The following is a 22,273-nucleotide window of genomic DNA, read 5'->3' on the forward strand; positions in this document are numbered from 1 at the left end:
CCGGGACGGGTACCTTCCCCGACGTGACCGCCCCGCCGCTGCCACCGAAATCGCCGCGAAAGGCCCTGATCCTCGAACTCGCCTGCGGCCTCGGCGGTGTCTACGGCGTCGGAAACATCTGGGTCGAACGCACCGAGCGCGGACTGATCGGCATGTTCGGCTTCTGGCTGGTCGCCCTCACACTCGGATGCGTCGCGGGGCTCTTCGTCGACTCCGAGCTGCACTGGCTGGGCGGGCTCGCGCTGGCATGGCTGCTGTTCGCCGTCCCGATGGGCCGGTCCGCAGTGGAGGGCGCCCAGGAGTTCAACTCCCGCTGGGCATCCAGCGACGCATAACGCCCGCCCTGACCTGGTGCGCCAACCCGGCGCCACCCGTGGCCTCAGCCGCTGCGGCGGTTGCTCCACTGACGCTGGCCCTGGACCGGGCCACGACCGCCCGAAGACTGCCCCTTGCCGTGCGGCTGCGACTGCGCCGACTGCTTGCCCTTACCCTTGGCCCGCCGCTCCGCGCGGTTGGCAAAGACAGGAACGTCCGGCGCGCCATCCTCAGCCTGCGCGGACCGCTCGTCCGAAGCCTCGTCCGGCTCGCCACTCGGCGGCGTGGGTGTGTCAGGCATCGAAGGCCCCCCGAATCGACCAGTACCGGCGCGGAAGACGCCGCCCGCAGCATAACCCGCCCGTTACCGAACCACCGTGGTGGGCATCCGTCCCCACGGCGCTGCCAGGCGATCGAGGCCGCTCATGGCACTCCGGGCGACCGCACCCGAGAACGACGTCGCCGTCCTGCTCGTGAACGTCGGACCCATCGAGCCGACCCACAATCGCCCCAAGGATGTTTCGTAGCGCGGCGCCGGCCTCTCATGGTGGCTTCGTCCTCAGCGGGCGGATGGCGTCGACGAACTCGTGCGCCTTGAGATGGCAGGTCGTCGGCGACGGAGGCGCGGCCGCGGGATCGGCGCCGTACTCGCAGGCGCCGCAGGGAGTCGCCGCGGACCGGCATAGTTCCAGACGGTGCCAGGAGCGTGCGAGGCGGCGACACCAAACGCATCGATATGGGCGCCAGTGGAGAGCGCCACCGACTGCTCCGACCGCTCCGCCTGATGCCGAGGTGGCCCTCCGATCACGCATGGTAACGAGGCGCAAAAGCTCGACGCGCGTTGTCTGCGGCAGATCAGGATACCGAACTCGTTTATGGAATCGCCTAGCCGGCAGCCCGTCAGTCGAGCTTCACAAAGAGGCCTCTTCGGCGGTGAGTACCTCGCCTGGGAAGCTCACGCGGTCAGCGGCGATGCGCCAGTGGCGGCAGGCGGTGCGTTGCTAGGCCGCGCCTTCCACGGCTGGCCGATCCGGTCGCGGCCGTAAGGCTTCGAGGACGAGGTGAGCGGTGGCTTCGGCGGCGGTGTGGGCGACTTCGGTTAGGACGGTGGTGTAGGTGTTGGCGGTGAAGGCGAAGTTGGCGTGGCCGAGCATGTGCTGCACGATCTTCATGTCGACGTGCGCGGCAAGCGCAAGGATGGCCGCGCCCTGACGTAAATCGTGGAACCGGATTGGCGGCAGCCCGAATGTGGCGACGAGGTGGTGCAAGCGGTGGGTGAGCCAGTCCGGACGTACCGGCCGCCCGTCGGCCAGGGTGAACACGTAATCGTCCGAATGCCAGCTCCGCCCCGCAGCCTTGACGAGCGCGTACTGGCGGCGCTGGTGCTCCCGCAGCACGGCGATCGTGGCGGTGTCGAGGGCGACGGTGCGCTCCCCGGCCGGGTCTTGACCGGTCCAATGACGGCGACCAGATCCAAGGCATCTCACTGATCGACGCCACCATGCCCCGCGCCTGCTCCATCGGCTACTGCGCGGTGATCAAGCTGTCTATCGACGATGTCATAGCCGCACGCGCCAACCGGCCTACCTACCTGGCTCGCCGCAAGACCGAGTTCGAACAAGACGCTAGTTCCGACGCTTGACGAAGCCCATAGGGGCACCCCCCGGGGCGTGTGGCTGTCTACAGAGGAGTCGCCCCGGACGGACAACGGGTGACCGTCGAACGCGACGGGGGGCGAACATCCCGCAAACGCGCTCACGAACCAGTGTCATCTCATCAATTTCCCACTCTCATGATCATGCGAAAGGCTTTAGGGTCTTCCGTGATTGGGTTCGAAGGTGTCTGTCGATCGGAGTCGGGGTTGGCGCGGAAAGCGGACGCGAAGCGGGCGGAGATCATCGAGTTCTGGCGGACGGTGGAGATGTTCAGTCCACCGGGCGTCGACAAAGCGAGCCCGGATCGGCTGGTCGTCCCGGTCAAGCCCGGCAGGCCACTGCCCTGGGAGTCCGGCCACGAGCTCCGCCGCCGGCGATTGAAGCCCAACCTGACCTGGCGGCACGTCGTGTACCTCGGGATCTACCGACTCGACGCGATTGTCGAGACCATTTCGCGTTTCCTGGAGGCGGATGGGGAGAGCTTCGACGAGAGGCCGCGTGGAGAAAGCGCCGCGGCGATGTTCCTGGTCGACGAAAATGGAAAAGCGTTCCTGGACTCGGAGGTGCTCTCCAGTTGTGCCTGGGCCACCGGTCAGGTGTTGAGCCAGGGGCGGCGATCGCAAGACTGGCTTCGCGGGTTCGAGGACGCCAAGGAGCGGTTCAGCAAGGCGTGGGCCGACGAAGTCATCGAGGAGATCGTCCCGCCCGTGGACGAAAAATCGCCGCCGACCGTGTACCGGCGGGTCCTGGATCATGCTCGCCTGCGTGCGTGCCTGGACGCCGCCACGGCCCCCGCGGGCGTCAGTGAGGCGCTCTCCTGCACGGAGATCCGGATCAAGAGCCAGATCATCGCCCGGCGTACCGCGGAGGACGGGGGCGGCCACGAGTTCCTCAACAGCCTCATCACGGGAGACCTGGCCCGGGTCGCCGGCCGGGTGGCCAAGGGGGACATCGGCGCCGCCCTGCGCGACTATCTGCGTCCGGAGGCCGAGATCCGCACCGCCGCGCGGGTCGACGTCCGCGCCCAGCCGGGCACGGTGCTGCCGGCCACCGCCCCGGACCGGGTGCCGGCGGGCCGCTGGCTGAGCCACCCCGCGCACGCGCTCGCCCTGAACCAGCAGGTCGCCGTGAGTACCGCGATGGCGATGACCGGCGCCGGCCTCATGGCGGTCAACGGCCCGCCGGGCACCGGAAAGACCACGATGCTGCGCGATCTCATCGCGGCGCTGGTGGTGGAGCGAGCCAAGCGCCTCGCGGCGCTGTCGGATCCGAGGAAGGCGTTCACCCGCGAGGTGCTGCACTGGACGGTCGGGCAACGCACCCGGCAGGTGTCCGAGTGGAAGCCCGAGCTCACCGGGTTTGAGATGGTGGTCGCGTCGACGAACAACGGCGCGGTGCGGAACGTCACCGACGAGATCCCGGCCGCGGACGCGATCGACGACTCGTGGCGCGAGCGCGCCGCCGCGGTCGACTACTTCCCCGAGATCGCCACCGCGCTGCTGGCACCGGACCCGCCCGACTCGGCGCCCGAAGCCCAGGCCGCGGGGGAGTCCGCCCAGGCCGCCGGGCAGGCGACGGGCGTCCAGGCGTGGGCACTCGTCGCGGCGCGGCTGGGCCACAAGGCCAATCGCAGCCGGTTCGTGCACGCGTTCTGGTACGAGGGCCATGACGATCCGCCGGAGGTTCAGAGGACGTGGCGGGGGCTGCTCGCCGTACTCAGGGAGTACGAGCAGAGCGCCCCGGAACGGCGGTGGTCGGCCGCGGTCGCGGAGTTTCGGGCGGTCGAAGCGCGGGTGGAGAGGCTGCGCGCCGCAAAGGCCGAGGTTTACCGGGCCGTGGAGCGGCGGGCCCGGATGGACGGCGAGCTCGCCGGCCTCCGGCGCGCCGTGGTCACGGCCGGTGAGCGGGTCGATCGGACACACGAGCGGCATCAGGCCGCCGTTCGGGTCGAGCGCGAGCGACAGGCCGAGGCGGCCGAGGTCGCGAACGCGCGTCAGGCTGAGGCCCAGCGGATCGCCGAGCAGCGGATGGCCAGCGCCGAGCGGATGGTCCAGTCGTGGGAGGCCGAGGTGAGCCGGCGCTGGCAGGCCCATGCCCAGCACCAGCAGTCCCGGCCAGGACTGTGGGAGCGACTGAAAACCCTCGGTGCGGCGACCAGCCGGTGGGCGCGGCAGGACAGCTGGCTGGCCAATCAGGTGGGCGCCGCTCAGCACGAGATGCGCGCCGCTCAGCATGAGGTTGCCGCCGCCGCGCACGCTCGGACGGCGCCGGTGTCGCAGCCGCCCTACGAGCCCTTGCTGGCGGCGCGGCGGGAGGTGGCACAGGCGGAGCGCGCGGCCACCGCCGCCAAGCACGCCCAGGCCGACGCCGCGCAGGAGCTGCGCGACCTCGAGGCGGAGATCGCCGCTACCGACGGCCGGCTCGACCGCGCGGCGACCGCCCTTGGCCCGCACTATCCCGACGCCACCTGGTGGAAGGAGCGCGAGCGCCGCGAACCGGCCGCGCTCTGGACCGACGAGGAGTGGAACCTCGCCCGCAGTGAGCTGTTTCTCGCCGCTTTGAAGCTGCACAAGGAGTTCCTGCGGCACACGCCCACGGAGATGCGCCGCAATCTCCAGGCGGCCATGGACCTCGTGAGCGGCGAGATGCCGGAGAATGTTTCCGAAGAGGCCGCACTCGCCGCGTGGCGGAGCTTGTTCTTCGTGGTACCGGTGGTCTCGACGACGTTCGCGTCGTACGCCCGGCTCTTCGGCCACCTCGGCAAGGAATCGCTCGGCTGGCTCCTCGTCGACGAAGCCGGGCAGGCGACACCGCAGAACGCGGTCGGCGCGTTGTGGCGGACCAAGCGCGCCGTCGTCGTGGGTGACCCGTTGCAGCTCGAGCCGATCACCACCCTGCCGTTCCCCGCCGAACAGGTGATCCGCAACGACTTCGGCGTCGACGAGCAATGGTCGGCCAGCGGCACATCGGTCCAGCGCCTCGCCGACCGCCAGACGCCGCTCGGTACCTGGTTGTCCGATGAGGACGGCAGCACCTGGGTGGGCGTGCCGCTGACCGTCCACCGCCGGTGTGACCAGCCGATGTTTGACATCGTCAACGCCATCGCCTACGACGGCCTCATGATCGACGGTACCGGCCGGGCCGCTGCCGAACGGTTCGACGCGGCCTACCCGACCCTCCCGCCGTCCAAATGGATCGACGTGAGCGGCGGTGTGGCCCAGGGCCACTGGATCCCCGACGAGGGCCGCCATCTCGACCGCATCCTCGGCACACTCGCCGACCTCCGGTTCGACATGTCCAAGGTGATGGTGATCGCGCCGTTCCGGGAGATCGTCCGGGAGGTCTGGGGCAGGTCAGAGAGGTATCCGGGGCTGGTCGCCGGCACCGTCCACACCGTACAGGGCAAACAGGCCGACGTCGTCATCCTCGTCCTGGGAGGCGATCCCCAGCGTCCGCGCGGCCGCGAGTGGGCGGCGAGCAAGCCCAACCTCCTCAACGTCGCCGTCAGCCGCGCCAAACGTCGCCTGTACGTCATCGGTGACAGGCGGGCGTGGGCAGGTCAACGCCACTTCAATGTCTTGGCGGCCAACCTGCCGTACACCACACCCGTCCATCCGCAGTGACCGGCCCGACCTGTATCGCCGGCGTCCGCTCGCCTTGACCGGGTCCCACGCGCGGACCAGGGAACGGGGTCAGCTCGTGCAGGGGACGGGGCTCAGGCTGGGGCCGCTGACGGCGAATCCGCTCGGTAGCGGGAGGTCGCTCGGGCGGAAGGCGTTGAAGCCGACAGTCGTGCCCGAGCCAGGGAGGACTCGGGTGTTCCATGAGACCGGGCTACCGGTCGCCTGGTCTCCGCTGCGGTTGACGGTCATGCTGAACGCCGTGTCCACGGTGTAGTCGGTCGCCAGGGTGAAGGTGAGCCGCCAGTCGTTCAGCACGGTGTCGAGGGTGAAGTTCCGGATGGTCACGGAGACGTTGACGTACTGACCCCAGGAGCTGATCTGGACCTTGCACGTGGGGTACGGCTCGGTCTTGGCGGTGGCGAATGTCAGCGGTGCCGATCGCGGCGACCGGTTGCCGTTCGCGTCGAAGGCGATCACCGCGATCGTGTAGCTGGTGTCCGGGGTCAGGTCGCGCATGTAGACCGTGTTGATGCCGTTCGTGGCGGCGTCGATCCACTCGCCGTCGACCTGGCGCTGGACCACGTATCCCGCCACGCGACGGTTGTCCGTCGACCCGTTGAGCACCACGACGGTGGCGGAGATCGTCCCGACGCTGTTCACGTAGACGCCGCCGGGTGCGGTCGGTGGCTCGCTGTCGGGTAGCGGCTGGGTCCGGATGGTCAGGTACCCGGATGGACTGCTCATGGAGTAGCCGGAGCCGGGCACGGGGTTGGCCCACACCCGGTACTGGTAGGCCGTGTCCGGGTTGAGCCCTGTGTGGGTGTGGTAGGGCGTCGTCGTGGTGATGAGCCGCTCCGCGATGGAGGCGAAGATCGGGGTTACCTCGAGCGTGTAGGTGGCGACCGGGCCGGACGACGGCGTCCAGGACAGGGCGGCGCTGGTCGTCGTGACGGTGCTGGCGACGGGGATGCCCGGGGTCGACAGTGGAGTGTCCGCGCGGGCCGGTCGGCCGGACAGGGGCAGCATCACGAGCACGGTCAGCAGAGCGGTGACAACAGCGGCGAGCGGCCTGCGGGCCAGGATCCTGACGGTCATGCGCCATCCCTCAATTCGATGCCTACCAATATAACGACGGCGCTTGAGGCCGTGCTCGGTGGCGCACCAGGGTCCACAAGCGACATCCCAGCCATTGATAGGCATATATGGGCGGTTAGCGCGATCGTCGCACGGACGGGCACGACCGGAGGGGGTGATCCCAGCCATGCGGTCTCCGGCCAAGCGGGCGAAGAGAATCCGCGAGCGGCGCTACCTGCGGTCGCCGCCGTCCCCTCCGGGCGCCTCGTGACGCCGTCCGGTTCCAGCCGTTCGACGCCTCACGGTGACGTGCCGGTGCGTCGCGGAGTGCAGCCGGAACTGGCCCGGGTCGGCCAGCAGTCCGGCCCCGAGTTGAATCCGACCGGAAGCTACCTGCCGACGCACTGGAACGCGGCGGTGTTCGTGGTGGCGGCTGCTACAACTGTCCGAAGCTGAAGCGATCGCGCGGCAGGCCAACGCGTTGTATCCCGGCTCCGGGAAGTTCCGGGCGGCGATGGATCAGGCGCCCGCTGACCAGCAGCCGCTCCTGCGACGACTGACAGACTGGGCGGAGCAACTCGACGCCGCGGGGATGGTCGTACTGAAGACCTATCGCGGCAAGAACGCGATCACCACGCTCCTGCCCCGGTTGCCCACCGAGGACGCCGGGCTGGCCACTATCTACCAGGAGCCCAAGGCCGCCTACCTTCAACTGTGGCCGAGCGTCTTCGCGCGCCGCGCGCCCAAAAGCCTGGCAGCCGTGGAAGCAGCGCTCGGTGAACCGGTCAGAAACGGCGCGAAAATCCGACACGTGACCAACGACCTCCTGCACGTGCTCACCAGCGCCTACCGCGAGGCCACCCAGGCCGGCACCGCGCCCACATGACACGACGTAGCGCCGACCAATCACGCACCGATCGCGGGCCGCTGGCCCACTGTGCTCAGGCGACACGGTGACCTTTGGCCGAACCGATGGGAGACGATCTCGACCAGGCGGCGAGGACGCCACCGCAGGCGCTGCATGCTGACGCCGGCAACGCACGCTATGCGGCATGAGAGGAGTCCACCTACAGCCGCTGCCAAAGCCATTCAGACTGCAGCGCAGCTGGCTCGTCCAAGGCGAGCGGGTCTCCGGCTTGCTCACTCCAACCGTCTTTCACCTGGTCGTCAAGAGCCGCTCGGGCTTCGAGGCTGTCAACGACGCGCTCAAGCGCCGGGCGGAGACCCGGATCGCACCGTCGCGGTGACGATCGCGGCCGAGTCCGCCTGGGGTGGTCCCGCTACGCTTGGCGGATGGCCGACCGAACGCCTGAAGGTGTGATCTCCGTGCGTCAGGGTGTCCTGCCGCTGCTGGAGCATCTCACCCGGGTCGGTAAGCGGGCCTACCTCAACGACATGGACCCTGGCGGTCTGCGTCCTCGGCACCTGATCGCGTTGCGGTTGCTCGCCGAGCGTGGACCGCAGGGTCAACAGGGTCTTGCCGAGGCGCTGAGCCTCGATCCCAGCAACGTGGTCGGGCTGCTCAACGAGCTTGAGGAACGCGATCTGGTGGTCCGCCGGCGCGATCCCGCGGACCGGCGCCGGCACATCGTCGAGCTGTCACCGGCCGGGGCGCAGGAGGTCGCTTTGGCCGACGAACGGGCGGTCGACGTCGAGGACCGGCTGCTCGTGGCCCTGACCGCCGAGGAGCGGGCCACGCTGTTCGACCTGCTGCGGCGCGCCGTCGGCACCACGTCGCCCGCCTGCGAGTTCCCCCGGAGGACTGACCGGCAGCGCGGCCCGCCAAGATGCCGGCCGCGCCGAACCCGTCGGCCAAGACCGCCCCCTTCACGAGCCGATCACCCCGCGGTGATCGGCTCGTCTTCGTACGGCTTGATCCTCGCCGCCTCGAAGGCCTGTGCTCTTCCTCATGAATGTTGCCGGTGCATGGATAGTTTGTGATACACAATCTATCTATGGACTACAAAATATTTTGGCCATGGTCACGCACCACCGCGACACCCGGACAGGTGCACTGATGTTCGTCACCGCCGCCGTGGTGTCGGCGCTGTTCGCCGCGATGCTGCTGGCCTCCGGGGCCGGCAAGCTGGCCCGCCAGCAACGGCAGGTGGAGATCATGAAGCATGTCGGGTTCCCGGTGGGCAGGATGTGGTTGCTGGCCCTGGCCGAGATCGCGGGCGCAGCCGGTTTGATCGTCGGGCTGTTCTGGTGGCCGCTTGGCGTGGCTGCCGGGATCGGAGTGGTGCTGTACTTCCTCGGCGCCGTGGGGTCGCATCTGCGGGTGCGTGATCCTTTCTTCAATCCGGCCCTGCTGATGTTCGCTGTCGCGGTCGTCGTTCTCGTGCTGCGCCTGCTGAGCCGGTGATCCGATGACTGGGACGGCGGCCGTCATCGAGTTCGGGCTGGACACGCCGGCGTATCTCACCGACGACGAGCACGGCGGTCTGGTCGCCGGTGACCAGGTCATCCGCGACGTGATCGACGAGGCGGTGCTCGCCGAACAGGTGGGCTTCGACTCGTTCAACATCGCCGAGCATTACCGGCCCGACCTGATGGATACCGCCGCCTCGGTCATCCTCGCGGCGATCGCCGGCCGGACCAGCCGCATCCGCCTGGGCACCGCGGTTACGGTCTTGAGCACCCGCGACCCGGTGCGGGTGTTCCACGAGTACTCGACCCTGGACGCCGTATCGAACGGCCGCGCCCACCTCATCGTCGGCCGCGGGTCGGCGACCGAATCGTTCCCGCTGTTCGGCTACGACCTGGCCGACTACGAGTCGCTGTTCGACCAGAAGCTGGAACTGTTCACCCGGCTGCTGCGGCAACGCCCAGTGACCTGGTCGGGCACGGTCCGGCCGCCGTTACAGCAACAAATCCTCAACCCACCGCTTCCGCCCGGTCACCTCCCGACGTGGGTGGCGGTCGGCGGAAGCCCCTCCTCGGTGGTCCGGGCGGCGCGCCACGCACTGCCGCTGATGCTCGCCGCGATCGGCGGGCCACCGCAACGGTTCGCTCCGATGGTCGATCTGTATCACCGCGCACTGCAGCAGGCGGGTACCCCGGTTCTGCCCGTCGGTATCCACTCTGCCGGGCTGATCGCCTCCACCGATCAGGAAGCGGCCGATGTGCAGTGGCCGTACTGGCGGGAGGCGATCGCCGGCGAGCACCAGGTGCGCGGGTGGCGGGTGCCCACCCGCGAGCAGTACGCCGCCGAGATCGCGACGGGCTCGATGTACGTCGGATCACCCGAGACGGCGGCCGTGCGCATCGCCCACACCATCGACCTGCTCGGCGTCCAGCGCTTCGATCTCGCCTACGCACCCGGCCGAGTGCCGCACCGTCTCCGCATGCGCACCATCGAACTGTTCGGCCGTGAGGTCATTCCACGGGTCCTCGAGATCCTGCACCACAGGCCCGCCCGGCCGTCGTGATCCGAGACGCCCGATCGCGCCCGACCGTCGAAACATCGCCGAGGCAGCACCTCGGCACATGATCAGGTGAGTCTGCTCGAAAGGAACAGAAATGGGATTGTTGAACGGCAAAACCGTGGTGGTCACCGGCGCGGGGCGCGGCATCGGCCGGGCGGTGGCCGTCGCCGCCGCGGCCGAGGGCGCGAACGTCGTGGTCGCCGACCACGGGGTGGCGGTCAACGGCGGCGCGCCGTCGTCCGCGGTCGCCGAGCAGGTCGCCGAGACCATCCGGGCGCAGGGCGGTGAGGCGATCGCCATCGGCGAATCCGTGGCGTCGATGGCGGGCGCGCACCGCATCATCGACGCCGCGGTCTCGCGGTGGGGACGCGTCGACGGGCTGGTCTGCTCCGCCGGGATCCTGCGGCCGAGCAGCTTCCTGGACATGTCGGAACCGGATTGGGACGAGGTCGTCGCCACCCACCTCAAGGGCCACTTCGCGATGATGCAGACGGCGGCCCGGGCGATGGCGAAGCACGGCACGGGCGGTTCGCTGGTCGCCATGGGCTCCGGCTACCTGTCGCCGACCCCGCGCCTCGCCAACTACCGTGCCGCCAAGGCGGGGGTTCTCGCGCTCACGAAGACCGCCGCGCTGGACCTGGCCGACACGGGCATCCGGGCCAACTGCGTCTCCCCGGCGGCGAACACCCGGATGACCGAGACCCACGGCATCCGCATCCGAGGCGACGCGGACGACATCGCGCCGCTGGTGCTCTACCTGCTGTCCGATCTGTCGACGGAGGTGACCGGGCAGATCTTCTCCAGCGCCGGCGACCGGATCGCCGGTTGGAGCGACCCGTTCGAGAACCACATCCTGCGCCGGCTGGGAGGATGGACGCCGCAGGAACTCGCCCGGGAGGTTCCTGCCCTGGTGCACGAGCATCCCGCCGACGGCGTCGGTGTCCTGGTGGACATGAGCACCAACGACTTCGCCGACAAGCTCCAGCAGTGATCCCCGTCCGCTGACGCGGGTCAGGCGAGAGCGGCGAACTCCGCCAGCAACGGTTCACGGCGCTCGCGCAGCCACGCCACCACCACCCGGCTCTGCGAGATGTCGGTCACCGGCACGTGGACCACGTCGGGGCGGATGTAGAACCGGGCCGTCGACAGCGGCAGCACGGCGATGCCAAGGCCGGAGGCGACGTTCTCCAGCTTCTCCTCGACCACCGAGGTCGGCGTGGCCACCGCCGCAACGGTGGCGACATCCCGCCACTCCGGGACCGCGTCCGGGTGCTGCAGCAACGTTTCCCCGGCCAGATCCCGGACCGACACCCGTTCCTTGCCGGCCAGTGGATGGTCGACCGACAGGACCACCACGCGGGGCTCAGTGAACAGATGCCGCACTGCCAGCCCCTTGGTCGGCGCGGGCAGCCGCAGGTAGCTGATGTCGGCGCGGCCGTCGTGCAACACCGCAACCTGATCGTCCCAGGTGGTGCGCAACACCTCGACGGTGAGGTGGGGATGGTTGCGGCGCAGCCGCCGGATCGCGTCGGTGACGATCAGGCCCGGCATGAACGCCACCACCAGCCGGGCCTCGCCGCGCGCCGCCTGCGCGACCCGGCGCTGCAATGCGGTGGCCGAGGCGAGCAGGGGAACGGCGTCGGTAAGCAGCTGACGGCCGGCATCGGTCAGCTCGGTGGCGCGGCGGTCGCGGCGGAACAGCTGGACGTGCAGCTCGCTCTCCAACGCCCGGATCTGCCGGGACAGCACCGGCTGGGCGATGTGCAGCTCGGCGGCGGCACGCCCGAAATGCAGGTGCCGAGCGACCGCCTCGAAGTAGCGCAGCTTGCGCAGGTCAACGTCGATACAGCTCAGGGTATGACCTGGTCGGGGCGCGGGCAAAACGCCCTGCGCCTACCCGATCGGGCTGAGCCGCCTTCACTTCGCTGATGCCCCAGGGGTATCACAGATGCCGGAACAGGTCTTGGACGCTCGCCCGGCCTCGCCGTCACGCTGGTGGTGCGAATCCGAATGAAGGAGCACCACGTGAAGGTCTTTCTCACCGGCGGATCCGGGTACATCGGCCGGGCCACCATCGATGCGCTGATCGCTCGCGGACACCAGGTTGACGCGCTGGCCCGCACCGGCAGCGCCGCCGAGGCTGTCCGCCGGCACGGCGCCGAACCGGTCAGCGGCGCGCTGACCGACCCTGGCGTGCTACGCCACGCCGCAGCCGCGGCGGACGCGGTCATCCACCTCGCCCAGGCATCCACCGCTCAGGAAGACCTCGCTGCCGCCCTGGCGATGATGGACGGGGTCGGCTCGGGCGTGTATGTGCACACCGGCGGCACCTGGGTCTACGGCGACACCAACGGGATCGTCGACGAGACCGCGCCGTGGAACCCGCCGCCGATCGTCGCCTGGCGCAAGCAGGTCGAGGACGCGGTCCTCGAACGCGGACAGCACGCGGTGATCGTCCAGCCCGGCCTGGTCTACGGGGGCGAGAACCGCCTCATCGACTACTTCTTCACCCAGCCCGGACGCGAGACGGGCGCCGTGCCGTACATCGGCGACGGAACCAACAACTGGGCGCTGGTCCACGTGGATGACATCGCCACCCTGTACGCGGCTGCGTTGGACGCTCGAGCCGGCACCGTCTACCTCGGTGTGGGTGGCGTCGGGCCGACCGCGCGCGAGGTCGCCGAAGTGCTCGGCGCCGGATCCACGACCTCGATCACCCTGGAACAGGCCGGCGAGCAAATGGGCCCGATCGCCGACGCGTTCGCGCTCGACCAGCGGTTCAGCTCCGCCCGCGCGCACAACGACCTCGGCTGGAAACCCCTGCACAGTGATCCGCTGGCGGTCCTCGCCGGCTGCTGATCGGCGTGCGACGTGACCCGAGTCGCGCCATCGGGGCCGGCGGCATGGGCGGCCGATCTCGCGTTGCCATCATGCGGTGCGAGCCGGGATCACCGCGAGCAGCTCGAGTTATGGTGGGTCTCGCTGCCCGGAGTGGCGGTATAGACGATTAAGGAATGGGCCCGGTCCGGGATCCGTGAGATCTTGGCAATGCAGATCCAGGAGACCGATCTGCGAATGCAGCAACCGCCGGGGTACGCAATAGGAACGGGCGACCGGCTGCTGCTGCCAAGGATTGTGGAAGATTTCGCTGCGCTGCCGCAGCGCCGTCACGATCTCGCCGGCTCTGGAGTGGCGCCGTCTCTGGCGTAGCCGGCCACCAGGCGCGCCACCATCATGCGGCTCTGAGTGTCCCGGTCTTCGGGCGGGCAGAGAGCCTGTTCGGCGGGATCGGTGAACCATCGGTAGTGCAGGCTGCGGTCGAGTCCGTGACGGGTACCGTCGTCGCCGAGCAGGGCGCGGGCCAGGCCGGTCTGTCGCAGGGTTTCACCGACCCGACGCCATTGGCCACCGGCACGGCCCGCGTCGCTCAGGCCGTCGAAAATGCGCATCATGCCGGGGTTGACGTGATTGTCGCTGAGCAGCCCGCGCCGGGGCGGCACGCAGCCGCCGAGCCGGAACAGGTGGTCGCGCTCGTCGAGGGTCAGCCGCAGGCCGCGGGCGACCGCGGTCAGCGCCTGCCCGGACGGGTACGGTCCGCGGGGCTGTTCGAGGCGGGTGTAGTAGTCCACCGACAGGTCGCTGAGCATGGCGACCTCCTCACGCCGCAGGCCAGCCGTGCGGCGGCGCAGCCCGCGCGCAGTCCGACGTCAGGCGGTTGCAGGGCCGCGCGTCGGCTGAGCAGGAAGGCCGCGAGACGTTCCCGATCCACGATGCCAGCGTGCCTTCGCTCATTGCGGCCGGCGGATCAGTGTGTGCATGACGTCCCAGAGGCGTTGGGCGTCGCCGGGGCGCTGGACGGAGCGGTAGAGCCGCAATACGGTCGGACTGCGGCGGAACTCGCCGAAGCCGTCGGGGCCGTAAAGCCGGCCACCGGCCGCCGCCCTTGGTGGCGATCACGGCACGGTCGCGATTACGGCGGGCGGCCAGCCCGCTTCCGATGATGGTCTCGGGCTCGCCGCCGGAGTTGCCGAGTACCCAGAACGAGTACGCTTCGGCGGTGTCCACGACGTTCCCGCCGGCCTCGGTGTAGACGTCAAGCACATCGTGGGAGGTGTCCTCGTCGCTGGTCCAGCCAAAGGTGATGCCGCCGAGGTTGAGCGGGAACACCTCGATGCCGCACGTGCCAGCGCGGTCACTGGAGCATCTCCGTGCGCAGCCGGGTCTGGACGAACTTCTCGATCCGCCAGGCGCCGTCGACCTTGGCGAACTCGCCGTGATAGTGGCCGTAGCCGCGGACTTTCAAGCTGCTGCCGTCGATCCAGTCCTCCATGTTGATGATCGAGGACGCCGACACCGGCGAGTGGACCTCGGTGGTGAAGGAGAACAGGTGGTGGATCGCGGTAGCGTCGCCGACACTGGTGGTGATGACGTCCTCGATCTCCTTCGGCCCGGTCATCTGCAGGACCTGCGCCCCCTGCGGGTCGTAGATCGTGAAGATCGCCTCCGGCGCGAACAACTGCGCGAGCTTGTCGAACTGCTTGTGGTCGGCGAAGTAGGCGTAGCCGGCCATGAACTGCCGGATCTCGTCGACAATGACCAGCCGCTCGGTGTCGGACACCGCGAAGAACCGCCCGAACCGCTCGGCGGTGGCCTGCGGGTTGTCGAACGCGTACGCATGGGAAGCCTGCGCGATGATGTCAGTCTCGATATGCTCGGCGACCTGCCGGGCGCCGGCCAGCAGCTGGCTGCGGTAGTAGCCGTGATCGCCGTTGAGCACCAGCACCGGCATCGGTAGCCGGGTCGTGAACTCGGCCCGGTTGGCCTTGCCGTCCTCAATCATGGCGCCGTAGTGCTGGAAGCCGCCCCGGATACCGTTCGGGCCGGTGAAGTGTGGCAGGTAGCGGCTCGCCCCGACCTGCTCGGCGTCGAGCCGGACCGAGGTCAGTCGGTAGAACGGCGTGAGATATTCGGTCTCCTTGCCCTGGGTGAGGAAGGTAGCGAGGTCGACCTGGCCACTGAACCCGAACGTGTAGGTACCGCCCTCAACCGACGGGTTCATCATCTCGTCGAGGCCGAAGCCGGGGATCAGGGTCTCGGACAGCACCAGCCGACGAACCTCCCCGGGATGCCGTGACGCGTACGCATAGACGACCATGCCTCCCACGTCCATGCCGACGAGGTTGATCGGGCCCAACCCCAAGCCGAACACGATCTGACGGATGTCCTCGGCGACGTTGGTCTTGGCGAACGTGTCGCTCTCGGCCGGGTCCGAGTCGCCCATGCCGCGCAGGTCAGGCGCCAGCACGGTGTAACCCTGCGCCGCCAGAAGCGGCATGACCTCCCGCCACACCGCCCACGTGAACGGGAAACCGTGCACCAGCACGACCGCCGGTCCGGCGCCACCGATCACGTAGTGGATGCGGGTGCCGTTCACCTCGGCGTAGCGGTGGTGGAAGCTGTCCAGGCCCTCTACCGCAGTTCCCGCTTCAGGATGAGTCACAGCCATCGAAGCCTCCTTGATTGTCGGTCGGCTCGAACGTAAACCTTGGAGTACGCTCCAAGGTCCAGGGTGATCCACGCCTCACACCATCCCGGCTCGCATCGACACGAAGGCACAGCGGCATGTTGATCGGCGAATTCGCCCGACGCGTCGGCGTCAGCACCGACACGATCCGCTTCTACGAGAAGGTCGGCTTCTACTCGGGGAGCCGTACCGACAACGGCTACCGGTACTACACCGAGAAGGACATCGAGACAGCCGACCTCATCGCGTCCGGGAAATCGATAGGCTTCTCCCTGCGCGACATCCTCGCCTTCTCCCAGGAGATGACCGCCGGCGTGCTTGATCACGCGCGAGCACAAGAGAGCCTGCAAGCCAAGATCGACCTCATCGACGAGCGGATCGCATCACTGAAGCGAGTTCGAGACCTGGCACAACAACAACTCGACTACTGTCGAGCGGTGGAAGCGCAAGAGCTCGCTGCATGAGACGCCTCTCTGGGCAGACAACGAAGTATGGTACGTACCGATCAAGCGGGAAGACCGCGCTTGTTGACTAGGCCTTCGCCTTTTCCGGATCCCGGCTACTTATCTTGCGGACGTCGGTGGGCGACCGCAGAAGCAGGTACGGCGCCCTCACTTGCGGGCGTAGCGGGCGATGATCACGCCGGTGGTGGTCGTAACGCTACGGGTGAGCTCAAACTCGGTCCGCGGCGCCGGGCCTTCGAACAGCCGGTTGCCGATGCCCAAGGTCATCGGGTGGATCACCAGCGTGTACTGGTCGACCAGCCCGGCGGCGTGCAAGGTGCGCACCAGCGATGCACTCCCGATGATCGACAGATCCCTGTCCGACTCGACCTTGAGCTCGGTCACCGTCTCGACCGCGTCGCCACGCAACAGCACCGAGTTCTGCCACGCATCGACGTTCACCAGACTCCTGGAGACGACATACTTGGTCGCCGCGTTCATGTGCGTGCTGAACGGGTTGCCATCACTCGCGCGTCCCCAAGCCGTGACGAAGTCCTGCCAGGTGCGGCGGCCCAGCAGCATGTCACCCGGCGCGCTCATACCCATGGCCATCTCCCGGGCCATCACATCGTCCCAGTACCCCTGGCCCCAGCCGCCGTGGATGAATCCCCCGCGAGTGTCCTCGTCAGCCCGGCCCGGGCTCTGCACGACACCGTCGAGCGTGACACTCATCGTCACCGTGATCGAACGCATGGAATGCTCCTCGGTCTGCGCAGCCCGCTCCGATCGCGAGCCCGTCACTTCCCAAACGAACGACCACCGACGAACTCGACACAACGCCAAGAATCTGCCGGACCAAAGACGCCAGCGTCCGGCTAGGCTTGATCGCGTGGGAGATCAGGCGCTTCGCCTCGGTGTGCTCACACCGCGGGTGCCGCTGGTCCGGAGATCGAGTTCGCGGCGATGACGGGCGCGCGGTGGAGACCTAAGTCGCGCGCGTCTCGGTGAAGGCGTCGTCGAGCAGCGGCGGCCCGGTCAGCAAGTGGGCTGCGCGCGGCCGCCATGGCTGCCGCCGGTGCAGCTCACCGCGATTGCCGCCGCCGAAGACCTTGTCCCTGAGCGGCCACTGACCCCTGACGACATGGTCCGTGGCGCGCCCTGTCGGCGGATGAGCATGCCGGCGGCCTGCACGACCTGCTGCAGCCGTACGCGCCCGCCTTCGGCCGGGCATCGCTCAACTGGTTGCACCGAATGAGCGACGGACCGCCTACCGTGCATCGAATTTTCGTATCCGCCGGATGTCGGTTTATGAGTCGCTGTACGTCGTGTACGGCGTTGCCGACGAAGTCAACGATCAGATCGAGTCGTGGATCGGGTGACGTCAACCGGTCCGCGCTGAGCATCACGGTGAGGTACATCCTCGCTGTCCGCGTCCGGGTTGCCGGCGAACTGCACGCAGCTCTCGCCGCCGGTGGCCTCCCGGGTTTTGAGCAACGCCTGCCGCGGAGGCGATGCGACGTTGCCACAGGTCACTGCTTCCCGGGTGGCACCCGTGAAGACGTGGATCCGTTCCAGATAGAAGAACGCCTATATTCAAGCCCTCCCGCCGATCGGTACGATCCGCACATGACCCGCTTCGGCGCCTCGGAGATGTATGCCCGCGCGACGCGTCGTACCAGGGCGGCCGCCATCATCGTCCTGATCGGACTGTCGATGGTGGCCGCGACGCCGGACGCTGCCTGGGCCGCGATGACCGACCGGCTGCCCACGCCCAAGACCCCCAGCGCCGTCGTGCAGAGCCCGACCAGCGTCGCGCTCACCTGGACCGCCGTCGCGGGCCCGGTGGCCGCGTACACGGTGGAACGGGCGAGCCCCTCCGTCTTCGTGCCGATCCTGACCACGACGGCGCTGTCAGCGACGGTGACAGGTCTCGCGCCGGACAGCGCGCACAATTTCCGGCTGATCGCACACGCCATACCGGATTCGGGCCGCGCCGACAGCGTGCCATCCGCCTACACTCATGTGGTCACCCCACCCACGCCGGAATTCGAGCCACCGACCGCGCCGGGATCCCCGACGATGCAACGGTTGGGCATATTCGGCGTGTCCGTGACCTTCCTTCCGGCGACGGACAACGCGCGGGTCGCGTCCTACGTCGGCGAAGTACTCCGAGACGGGGTCTGGACGCGGGTCGCCACCTCACCCGGCACGCTCATGCACCTCAGCGGACTCACCGCGGCGACGTCGTACACCGTGGCGGTGAGCGCCATCGACTCGAGCGGCAACCGATCCCCGCGGTCGGAGCCGCTGTTGTTCACCACCGCGCCGTACACCCACTTGCCCCAATGCTCGATCACCCTGGAACCGGACGGCAACCATTACAAGCTGACCGTTCAGGTGTACAACACCACGGCGGCGGCGCTGGACCGGTGGGCGGTCACCTTCCGGATGCCTGTCGCGCACACGCTCACCTCGCCCCGGCTGGCGCGCGACGACGCCGACGCCGTCCTGTCCTCGGAACCCGGCAGCAGCCTCCAGTCCGGTACCGAGGCGATGTTCTGGTCCTTCGTCAGCCAGAACGGCGACCCCACGCTACCCGGCGACTTCGCGATCGGTGGGGAGCCCTGCACCGTCTGGCAGGTCTGAGCATGAAAGCCGTCGATGCGTACTGATAACGCCGTCGGCGCGACGATCGCCGTCCCTATGCTGGCCTTGGCGACACCGGCGCAGCGACTTGTCCGGGGAAGGCCGCGTCCCGGGTTTCGTCCTTGGTCAGCATGAGAGGGCGGTCACGAACTGTTCAGGTTGATCTACAGCCGTAGTGCGGCGGCTGCAACCAAGCAGCGACGACCGATCGGCGGCAGACATCCGGAGCCTTGATCCGTATTGGGGTGCGGTAACGGCAACACTGCTGTCAGCGTGCTCCGCGTACACCTCTGACGACGAGTGAGCCGGGAGCCAGTCCTCAACATGGCGGTGCCGGCCGAGGCTGATCGCGTCGAACTCGTCGTAGTGTCCGTCGGCGGACGCGCCCAAAAGGCGAAGCGCCTGCGAGATTGGTGACGAGCCCGGAGCCGGCCAGGACTTTGGACTCAATGACACCTTCTCTGCCGTGCTTCGTCCTCGCTCAGTACTAGTGGATCCAGAACCACAGTGCCGCCTCGCCATACCGCCGCGAACTGCGAGCCGATCCCACCGAAGTACTCCGCCTCGACATCTGCGCCCCCGGCAGGTGACCCGTCCGGATCTGCGGCCCGAAGATCCGGTGGTGTTGGCGGCGGTGTCACGGCTGCTGCCTCGCACACGCTGGCCGGCGTTCTTCGTCACCCCGGCCACGTTGCTGCGCTGGCATCGGCAGCTCATCGCCCGCATTGGACGTTCCCGCACGCCCCGAGCCGGCCGGCCACCCGTGGACAAGGAAATCCGGGACCTGGTGCAGCCTCTGGCAACCGAGAACCCAACCTCGGGGCACCGCCCAGTGACGGCGAACTCGCGGCTCTGGGCTACCAGGTCGCGGCCCGCACCGTTTGGAAGATCCTTCATCAAGCGGACGTCGACCCGGCACCGTTCGGCAGGGGGCCCATGAAATCACACCCAGGGCAAGCGCCCTCGCCCTGGATATGGCCTTGTACCAACCATGGACCGCAGCGTGAAGGATCGTGGCCTCAGCCGTCGCCTCGCCTGATCGCGTCGCCTTGATCACGTTCGCACCCCAGGACGACCAACCACAACTGTGGGTAAATAAACAGCGTCGACTGCGCGGCTAACCGCACACTGATCGAACAATATAAAGTCATCTATATGCGATTCCTGCTCCGTACCGCGGTGGCCGGCATCCTCGGCGCCGCAACCATCCTCATCATCGCTGCTCCCGCCCAGGCGTCCGCGGGCCACTTCACCAAGTCCTCGCAGTGGTCCGGCGGATACGTCGGGGAGTTCACCGTCCACAACCACACCGATAGCCCGATGAACGGTTGGGTGGTGCGGTTCTGCCTGCCGTCCGGGACCCGCATCCTCAACGGGTGGAACATCCAGCTCACCCAGATCGGCGACTGCTACACCTTCCGCAACTACCCCTGGAACAGCACCCTGCCTGCGGGCGGCGCGGTCTCATTCGGATTCGTCGCCTCCGGGACCGGCGATCCGATCGACTGCACGGTCAACGGCGAGCGCTGCGACGGGCTGCCGGCCGGGTCGGACCTCCAACCACCCACCGCGCCGGACAACATGCACATCGTCTGGAACCCCGGCGTGACCCTCGTCTGGGACGCGTCCACCGACGACCGCGGGATGGTCGGCTACGAACTCTTCGAGAGCGGCACGACGCTGCGGACCGTCGCCGAGACCTCGTACGTCTACTCGACCACCAACGCCCTCCCGCCGAAGCTGTACGAGTTCGGCATCCGGGCGATCGACGCGGCCGGCAACGTCTCGCCGTTCGACTTCGTGGGCCTCGGCACCTCCTGGAGCGCCACCGCGGCACCCTCGGCACCGTCCAGCCTGCAGGTCAGCGGCCTCACCGCGGAAGCACTGACGCTCAGCTGGCAGGCCTCGACCCGGATTCCCTACTCCGAGGCGCCGGTCGCCGGCTACGAGGTGTCCATGGACGGTTCGGTCGTCGCCCGGGTCGGCGGCACCAGCGCGCGGCTGCGCACCCCGACCGGGATGGGCTTCCACACGCTGTCGGTCCGCGCCTTCAACGCGGTCGATCTGTTCTCGCCGGCCGCACAGACCCAGTTCATCATCAACTAACCCCACACCGAATACTCCGCGAAAGATCCGGCAACGCCGCCATCAGCAGCCACCGATCCAGACAACCGATCAAACAGACCGCGCACCATCGGCGGCGTACGCGCGCATCAGTGCCCGTGCGCGTACCGGGCAAACGGTACGGCGCTCGTAGAGGCTCGGCTGCGCGGCTGCTGGTGTTGTACAAGTTCTTGACAGTGACCACGGCCAGCTGGATGTGCGCGGGGCCGACGCCGTGAACGTTGAGCGGCGGGTGCACACGCCGGACAAGTTCGGCCTCGATGGCTGCCGGCTCCGTACCTTGCGCCCAGGTCAAGCACAGGTGCGCCTACATCCACGCGGTCAGCCGCGCCTCATCCTCAGCCACCAGGACAACACGATCATCGTGGGTGGCGATCGTCTTCGGCCTGCTGGAGCATCAGGATCGCGGCGATGATGGCGGTGGTGCGGCGTGGGCAGCAGCGCAGCTTGGTAAGTCGGGCAGCGCAGGTACCGTTCAGGCGCCTGGCCATGCCGTTCCACGGTGAGTTACATCCGTCGTGGGAACAGGTTTGTCCAGTTTTCGCCGCGTTGAAATGCCTGGTCGTTTGGGTCGCAGATTGGGCCGTGGGAGAAGGGCGCTGGGACGCTCCGGTTCGGGAGGCGTCCTCGCCGGTGGCTGGGTTTGGCTCGTGGCGCACCGGTGTGGATAAGGTCGGCGGCGTGGGCCTGAGTGGCGAGGGACTTAACGATGTCGTCGCCGATGGGCTGGCGGTGGTGTTCGTCGGGATCAACCCCGGGCTTGCGTCAGTGGCGTTGGGGCACAGTTTCGCGACCCCGGGCAACCGGTTGTGGCCGGCGTTGTATCGCTCCGGGTTCACCCCGCGGTTGTTGCGCGCGGAGCAGGAGCGGGAGCTGCTGCCGTTAGGGCTTGGGATCACGAGCATTGTGCGCAGGCCCACCGCCCGTGCCGCGCAGCTGACGCGGCAGGAGTTGGTGGAGGGCGGTCGGGATTTGAGCGAGAGGGTACGGGCTCTGCGGCCGGGCTGGCTCGCGATGCTGGGAGTGACCGGATACCGACTCGCGTTCGGGGCTGGGCAGGCGCAGGTCGGCCCGCAATCGGGAACGGTTGGTGGTGCCCGTGTGTGGGCCTTGCCCAATCCGAGTGGGCTCAACGCGCACTTCCCGCCAGCGGCGCTCGCGGTCGAGTTCGCCCGGTTCCGGGTCGCAGTCGGGCTGCCGGACCTCTCTGGCCTACTTGGCGACGGTCCGTTCCCTGACCGCAGACACTGACCTTGACCGCCATCCGGACCACAAAGCATGACATTTCCGCGACACGCTCCCACTACGGTCGGCCACTCACGAAGCCCTTCTCAGCGGCAAATCCGGTCGCCAAGATCACCGAATCATGGCGGCCGACGGCCGCGGTGGGATACCTGCCGTCGAAGCAGCATGCGTCTCCTGGAAGGAAGTCGCGGAGCAC

At 68.3% G+C, this 22,273-nt stretch carries 19 protein-coding genes and 1 pseudogene; 12 read left to right on the top strand and 8 right to left on the bottom strand.

Annotated features, from left to right (window positions below; genetic code table 11):
- Positions 1-23 precede the first annotated feature (23 nt).
- Positions 24-335: a hypothetical protein gene (locus Phou_RS29155; protein ID WP_173061589.1), complete on the top strand. Its 312-nt coding sequence runs from the start codon at positions 24-26 to the stop codon at positions 333-335.
- A 44-nt stretch (positions 336-379) separates the two neighbouring features.
- Here the strand turns inward: Phou_RS29155 and Phou_RS29160 are convergent, their stop codons facing one another.
- Positions 380-616 (bottom strand): hypothetical protein, encoded by a 237-nt coding sequence (locus Phou_RS29160; RefSeq protein ID WP_173061592.1) that lies wholly within the window; start codon positions 614-616, stop codon positions 380-382.
- A gap of 700 nt (positions 617-1,316) precedes the next feature.
- Entirely contained in the window at positions 1,317-1,802 is a 486-nt protein-coding gene (locus tag Phou_RS29165; RefSeq protein WP_281365093.1) for a tyrosine-type recombinase/integrase, read from the bottom strand.
- Between the two features lie 374 nt (positions 1,803-2,176).
- Here Phou_RS29165 and Phou_RS29170 point away from each other — a divergent pair, with 374 nt between their 5' ends.
- Positions 2,177-5,593, top strand: a complete 3,417-nt coding sequence (locus Phou_RS29170; RefSeq protein WP_218579247.1) for a DEAD/DEAH box helicase — start codon at positions 2,177-2,179, stop codon at positions 5,591-5,593.
- A 69-nt stretch (positions 5,594-5,662) separates the two neighbouring features.
- Here the strand turns inward: Phou_RS29170 and Phou_RS29175 are convergent, their stop codons facing one another.
- The gene (locus Phou_RS29175) at positions 5,663-6,688 is read right to left on the bottom strand and encodes a fibronectin type III domain-containing protein (RefSeq protein WP_173061598.1); all 1,026 of its coding nucleotides are present in this window, start codon (positions 6,686-6,688) and stop codon (positions 5,663-5,665) included.
- Between the two features lie 493 nt (positions 6,689-7,181).
- On the opposite strand from Phou_RS29175, the gene Phou_RS29180 reads away from it, so the two are divergent.
- From Phou_RS29180 to Phou_RS29200, 5 genes are all read left to right on the top strand, one after another.
- Entirely contained in the window at positions 7,182-7,553 is a 372-nt protein-coding gene (locus Phou_RS29180; RefSeq protein WP_173061601.1) for a hypothetical protein, read from the top strand.
- Between the two features lie 407 nt (positions 7,554-7,960).
- Positions 7,961-8,608, top strand: a complete 648-nt coding sequence (locus tag Phou_RS29185) for a MarR family winged helix-turn-helix transcriptional regulator (RefSeq protein ID WP_173061604.1) — start codon at positions 7,961-7,963, stop codon at positions 8,606-8,608.
- Positions 8,609-8,684: 76 nt separating this feature from the next.
- Entirely contained in the window at positions 8,685-9,032 is a 348-nt protein-coding gene (locus Phou_RS29190) for a DoxX family protein (protein WP_173061607.1), read from the top strand.
- A gap of 4 nt (positions 9,033-9,036) precedes the next feature.
- On the top strand, positions 9,037-10,098 hold the full coding sequence (locus Phou_RS29195) for an LLM class flavin-dependent oxidoreductase (RefSeq protein WP_173061610.1): 1,062 nt from the start codon (positions 9,037-9,039) through the stop codon (positions 10,096-10,098).
- Positions 10,099-10,189: 91 nt separating this feature from the next.
- On the top strand, positions 10,190-11,086 hold the full coding sequence (locus Phou_RS29200; protein ID WP_173061613.1) for an SDR family oxidoreductase: 897 nt from the start codon (positions 10,190-10,192) through the stop codon (positions 11,084-11,086).
- Between the two features lie 20 nt (positions 11,087-11,106).
- On the opposite strand, the gene Phou_RS29205 is transcribed toward Phou_RS29200, so the two are convergent.
- Positions 11,107-11,976 carry a LysR family transcriptional regulator gene (locus tag Phou_RS29205; protein WP_218579248.1) on the bottom strand — a complete coding sequence of 290 codons (870 nt, stop codon included), beginning with the start codon at positions 11,974-11,976 and terminating at the stop codon, positions 11,107-11,109.
- A gap of 144 nt (positions 11,977-12,120) precedes the next feature.
- Here Phou_RS29205 and Phou_RS29210 point away from each other — a divergent pair, with 144 nt between their 5' ends.
- Positions 12,121-12,954, top strand: a complete 834-nt coding sequence (locus Phou_RS29210; protein WP_173061616.1) for an NAD-dependent epimerase/dehydratase family protein — start codon at positions 12,121-12,123, stop codon at positions 12,952-12,954.
- 108 nt (positions 12,955-13,062) lie between these two features.
- Here Phou_RS29210 and Phou_RS53165 read toward each other — a convergent pair.
- The 3 genes and pseudogenes from Phou_RS53165 to Phou_RS29225 all read right to left on the bottom strand — a co-directional run bounded on the left by Phou_RS53165 (position 13,063) and on the right by Phou_RS29225 (position 15,601).
- A pseudogene (locus Phou_RS53165) lies at positions 13,063-13,742 on the bottom strand (helix-turn-helix transcriptional regulator).
- Between the two features lie 10 nt (positions 13,743-13,752).
- On the bottom strand, positions 13,753-14,262 hold the full coding sequence (locus Phou_RS51360) for an aldo/keto reductase (protein WP_246273939.1): 510 nt from the start codon (positions 14,260-14,262) through the stop codon (positions 13,753-13,755).
- A gap of 25 nt (positions 14,263-14,287) precedes the next feature.
- On the bottom strand, positions 14,288-15,601 hold the full coding sequence (locus Phou_RS29225) for an alpha/beta fold hydrolase (RefSeq protein ID WP_173061619.1): 1,314 nt from the start codon (positions 15,599-15,601) through the stop codon (positions 14,288-14,290).
- Between the two features lie 116 nt (positions 15,602-15,717).
- Here Phou_RS29225 and Phou_RS29230 point away from each other — a divergent pair, with 116 nt between their 5' ends.
- On the top strand, positions 15,718-16,083 hold the full coding sequence (locus Phou_RS29230; RefSeq protein WP_173061622.1) for a MerR family transcriptional regulator: 366 nt from the start codon (positions 15,718-15,720) through the stop codon (positions 16,081-16,083).
- Positions 16,084-16,230: 147 nt separating this feature from the next.
- On the opposite strand, the gene Phou_RS29235 is transcribed toward Phou_RS29230, so the two are convergent.
- Entirely contained in the window at positions 16,231-16,815 is a 585-nt protein-coding gene (locus Phou_RS29235) for a dihydrofolate reductase family protein (RefSeq protein WP_173061625.1), read from the bottom strand.
- 873 nt (positions 16,816-17,688) lie between these two features.
- Between Phou_RS29235 and Phou_RS29240 the strand changes: the two genes are divergently transcribed.
- From Phou_RS29240 to mug, 3 genes are all read left to right on the top strand, one after another.
- Positions 17,689-18,708, top strand: coding sequence for a fibronectin type III domain-containing protein (locus Phou_RS29240; protein ID WP_173061628.1), 1,020 nt, complete (start codon positions 17,689-17,691; stop codon positions 18,706-18,708).
- A 1,155-nt stretch (positions 18,709-19,863) separates the two neighbouring features.
- The gene (locus Phou_RS29245; RefSeq protein WP_173061631.1) at positions 19,864-20,814 is read left to right on the top strand and encodes a cellulose binding domain-containing protein; all 951 of its coding nucleotides are present in this window, start codon (positions 19,864-19,866) and stop codon (positions 20,812-20,814) included.
- A 429-nt stretch (positions 20,815-21,243) separates the two neighbouring features.
- Complete coding sequence (mug, locus tag Phou_RS29250) at positions 21,244-22,083, top strand: G/U mismatch-specific DNA glycosylase (RefSeq protein ID WP_246273940.1); 840 nt, start codon at positions 21,244-21,246, stop codon at positions 22,081-22,083.
- Positions 22,084-22,273 lie beyond the last annotated feature (190 nt).

Source organism: Phytohabitans houttuyneae (assembly GCF_011764425.1).
Taxonomy (GTDB): Bacteria; Actinomycetota; Actinomycetes; order Mycobacteriales; family Micromonosporaceae; genus Phytohabitans; species Phytohabitans houttuyneae.

Excerpts from the sequence above, each read along its gene's own strand:
- Phou_RS29160 (WP_173061592.1), bottom strand. The coding sequence starts at position 616 with ATGCCTGACACACCCACGCCGCCGAGTGGCGAGCCGGACGAGGCTTCG.
- Phou_RS29175 (WP_173061598.1), bottom strand. The coding sequence starts at position 6,688 with ATGACCGTCAGGATCCTGGCCCGCAGGCCGCTCGCCGCTGTTGTCACC.
- Phou_RS29180 (WP_173061601.1), top strand. The coding sequence starts at position 7,182 with ATGGATCAGGCGCCCGCTGACCAGCAGCCGCTCCTGCGACGACTGACA.
- Phou_RS29185 (WP_173061604.1), top strand. The coding sequence starts at position 7,961 with ATGGCCGACCGAACGCCTGAAGGTGTGATCTCCGTGCGTCAGGGTGTC.
- Phou_RS29190 (WP_173061607.1), top strand. The coding sequence starts at position 8,685 with ATGTTCGTCACCGCCGCCGTGGTGTCGGCGCTGTTCGCCGCGATGCTG.
- Phou_RS29195 (WP_173061610.1), top strand. The coding sequence starts at position 9,037 with ATGACTGGGACGGCGGCCGTCATCGAGTTCGGGCTGGACACGCCGGCG.
- Phou_RS29200 (WP_173061613.1), top strand. The coding sequence starts at position 10,190 with ATGGGATTGTTGAACGGCAAAACCGTGGTGGTCACCGGCGCGGGGCGC.
- Phou_RS29225 (WP_173061619.1), bottom strand. The coding sequence starts at position 15,601 with ATGGCTGTGACTCATCCTGAAGCGGGAACTGCGGTAGAGGGCCTGGAC.
- Phou_RS29230 (WP_173061622.1), top strand. The coding sequence starts at position 15,718 with ATGTTGATCGGCGAATTCGCCCGACGCGTCGGCGTCAGCACCGACACG.
- Phou_RS29235 (WP_173061625.1), bottom strand. The coding sequence starts at position 16,815 with ATGCGTTCGATCACGGTGACGATGAGTGTCACGCTCGACGGTGTCGTG.
- Phou_RS29240 (WP_173061628.1), top strand. The coding sequence starts at position 17,689 with ATGACCCGCTTCGGCGCCTCGGAGATGTATGCCCGCGCGACGCGTCGT.
- Phou_RS29245 (WP_173061631.1), top strand. The coding sequence starts at position 19,864 with ATGCGATTCCTGCTCCGTACCGCGGTGGCCGGCATCCTCGGCGCCGCA.
- mug (WP_246273940.1), top strand. The coding sequence starts at position 21,244 with ATGATGGCGGTGGTGCGGCGTGGGCAGCAGCGCAGCTTGGTAAGTCGG.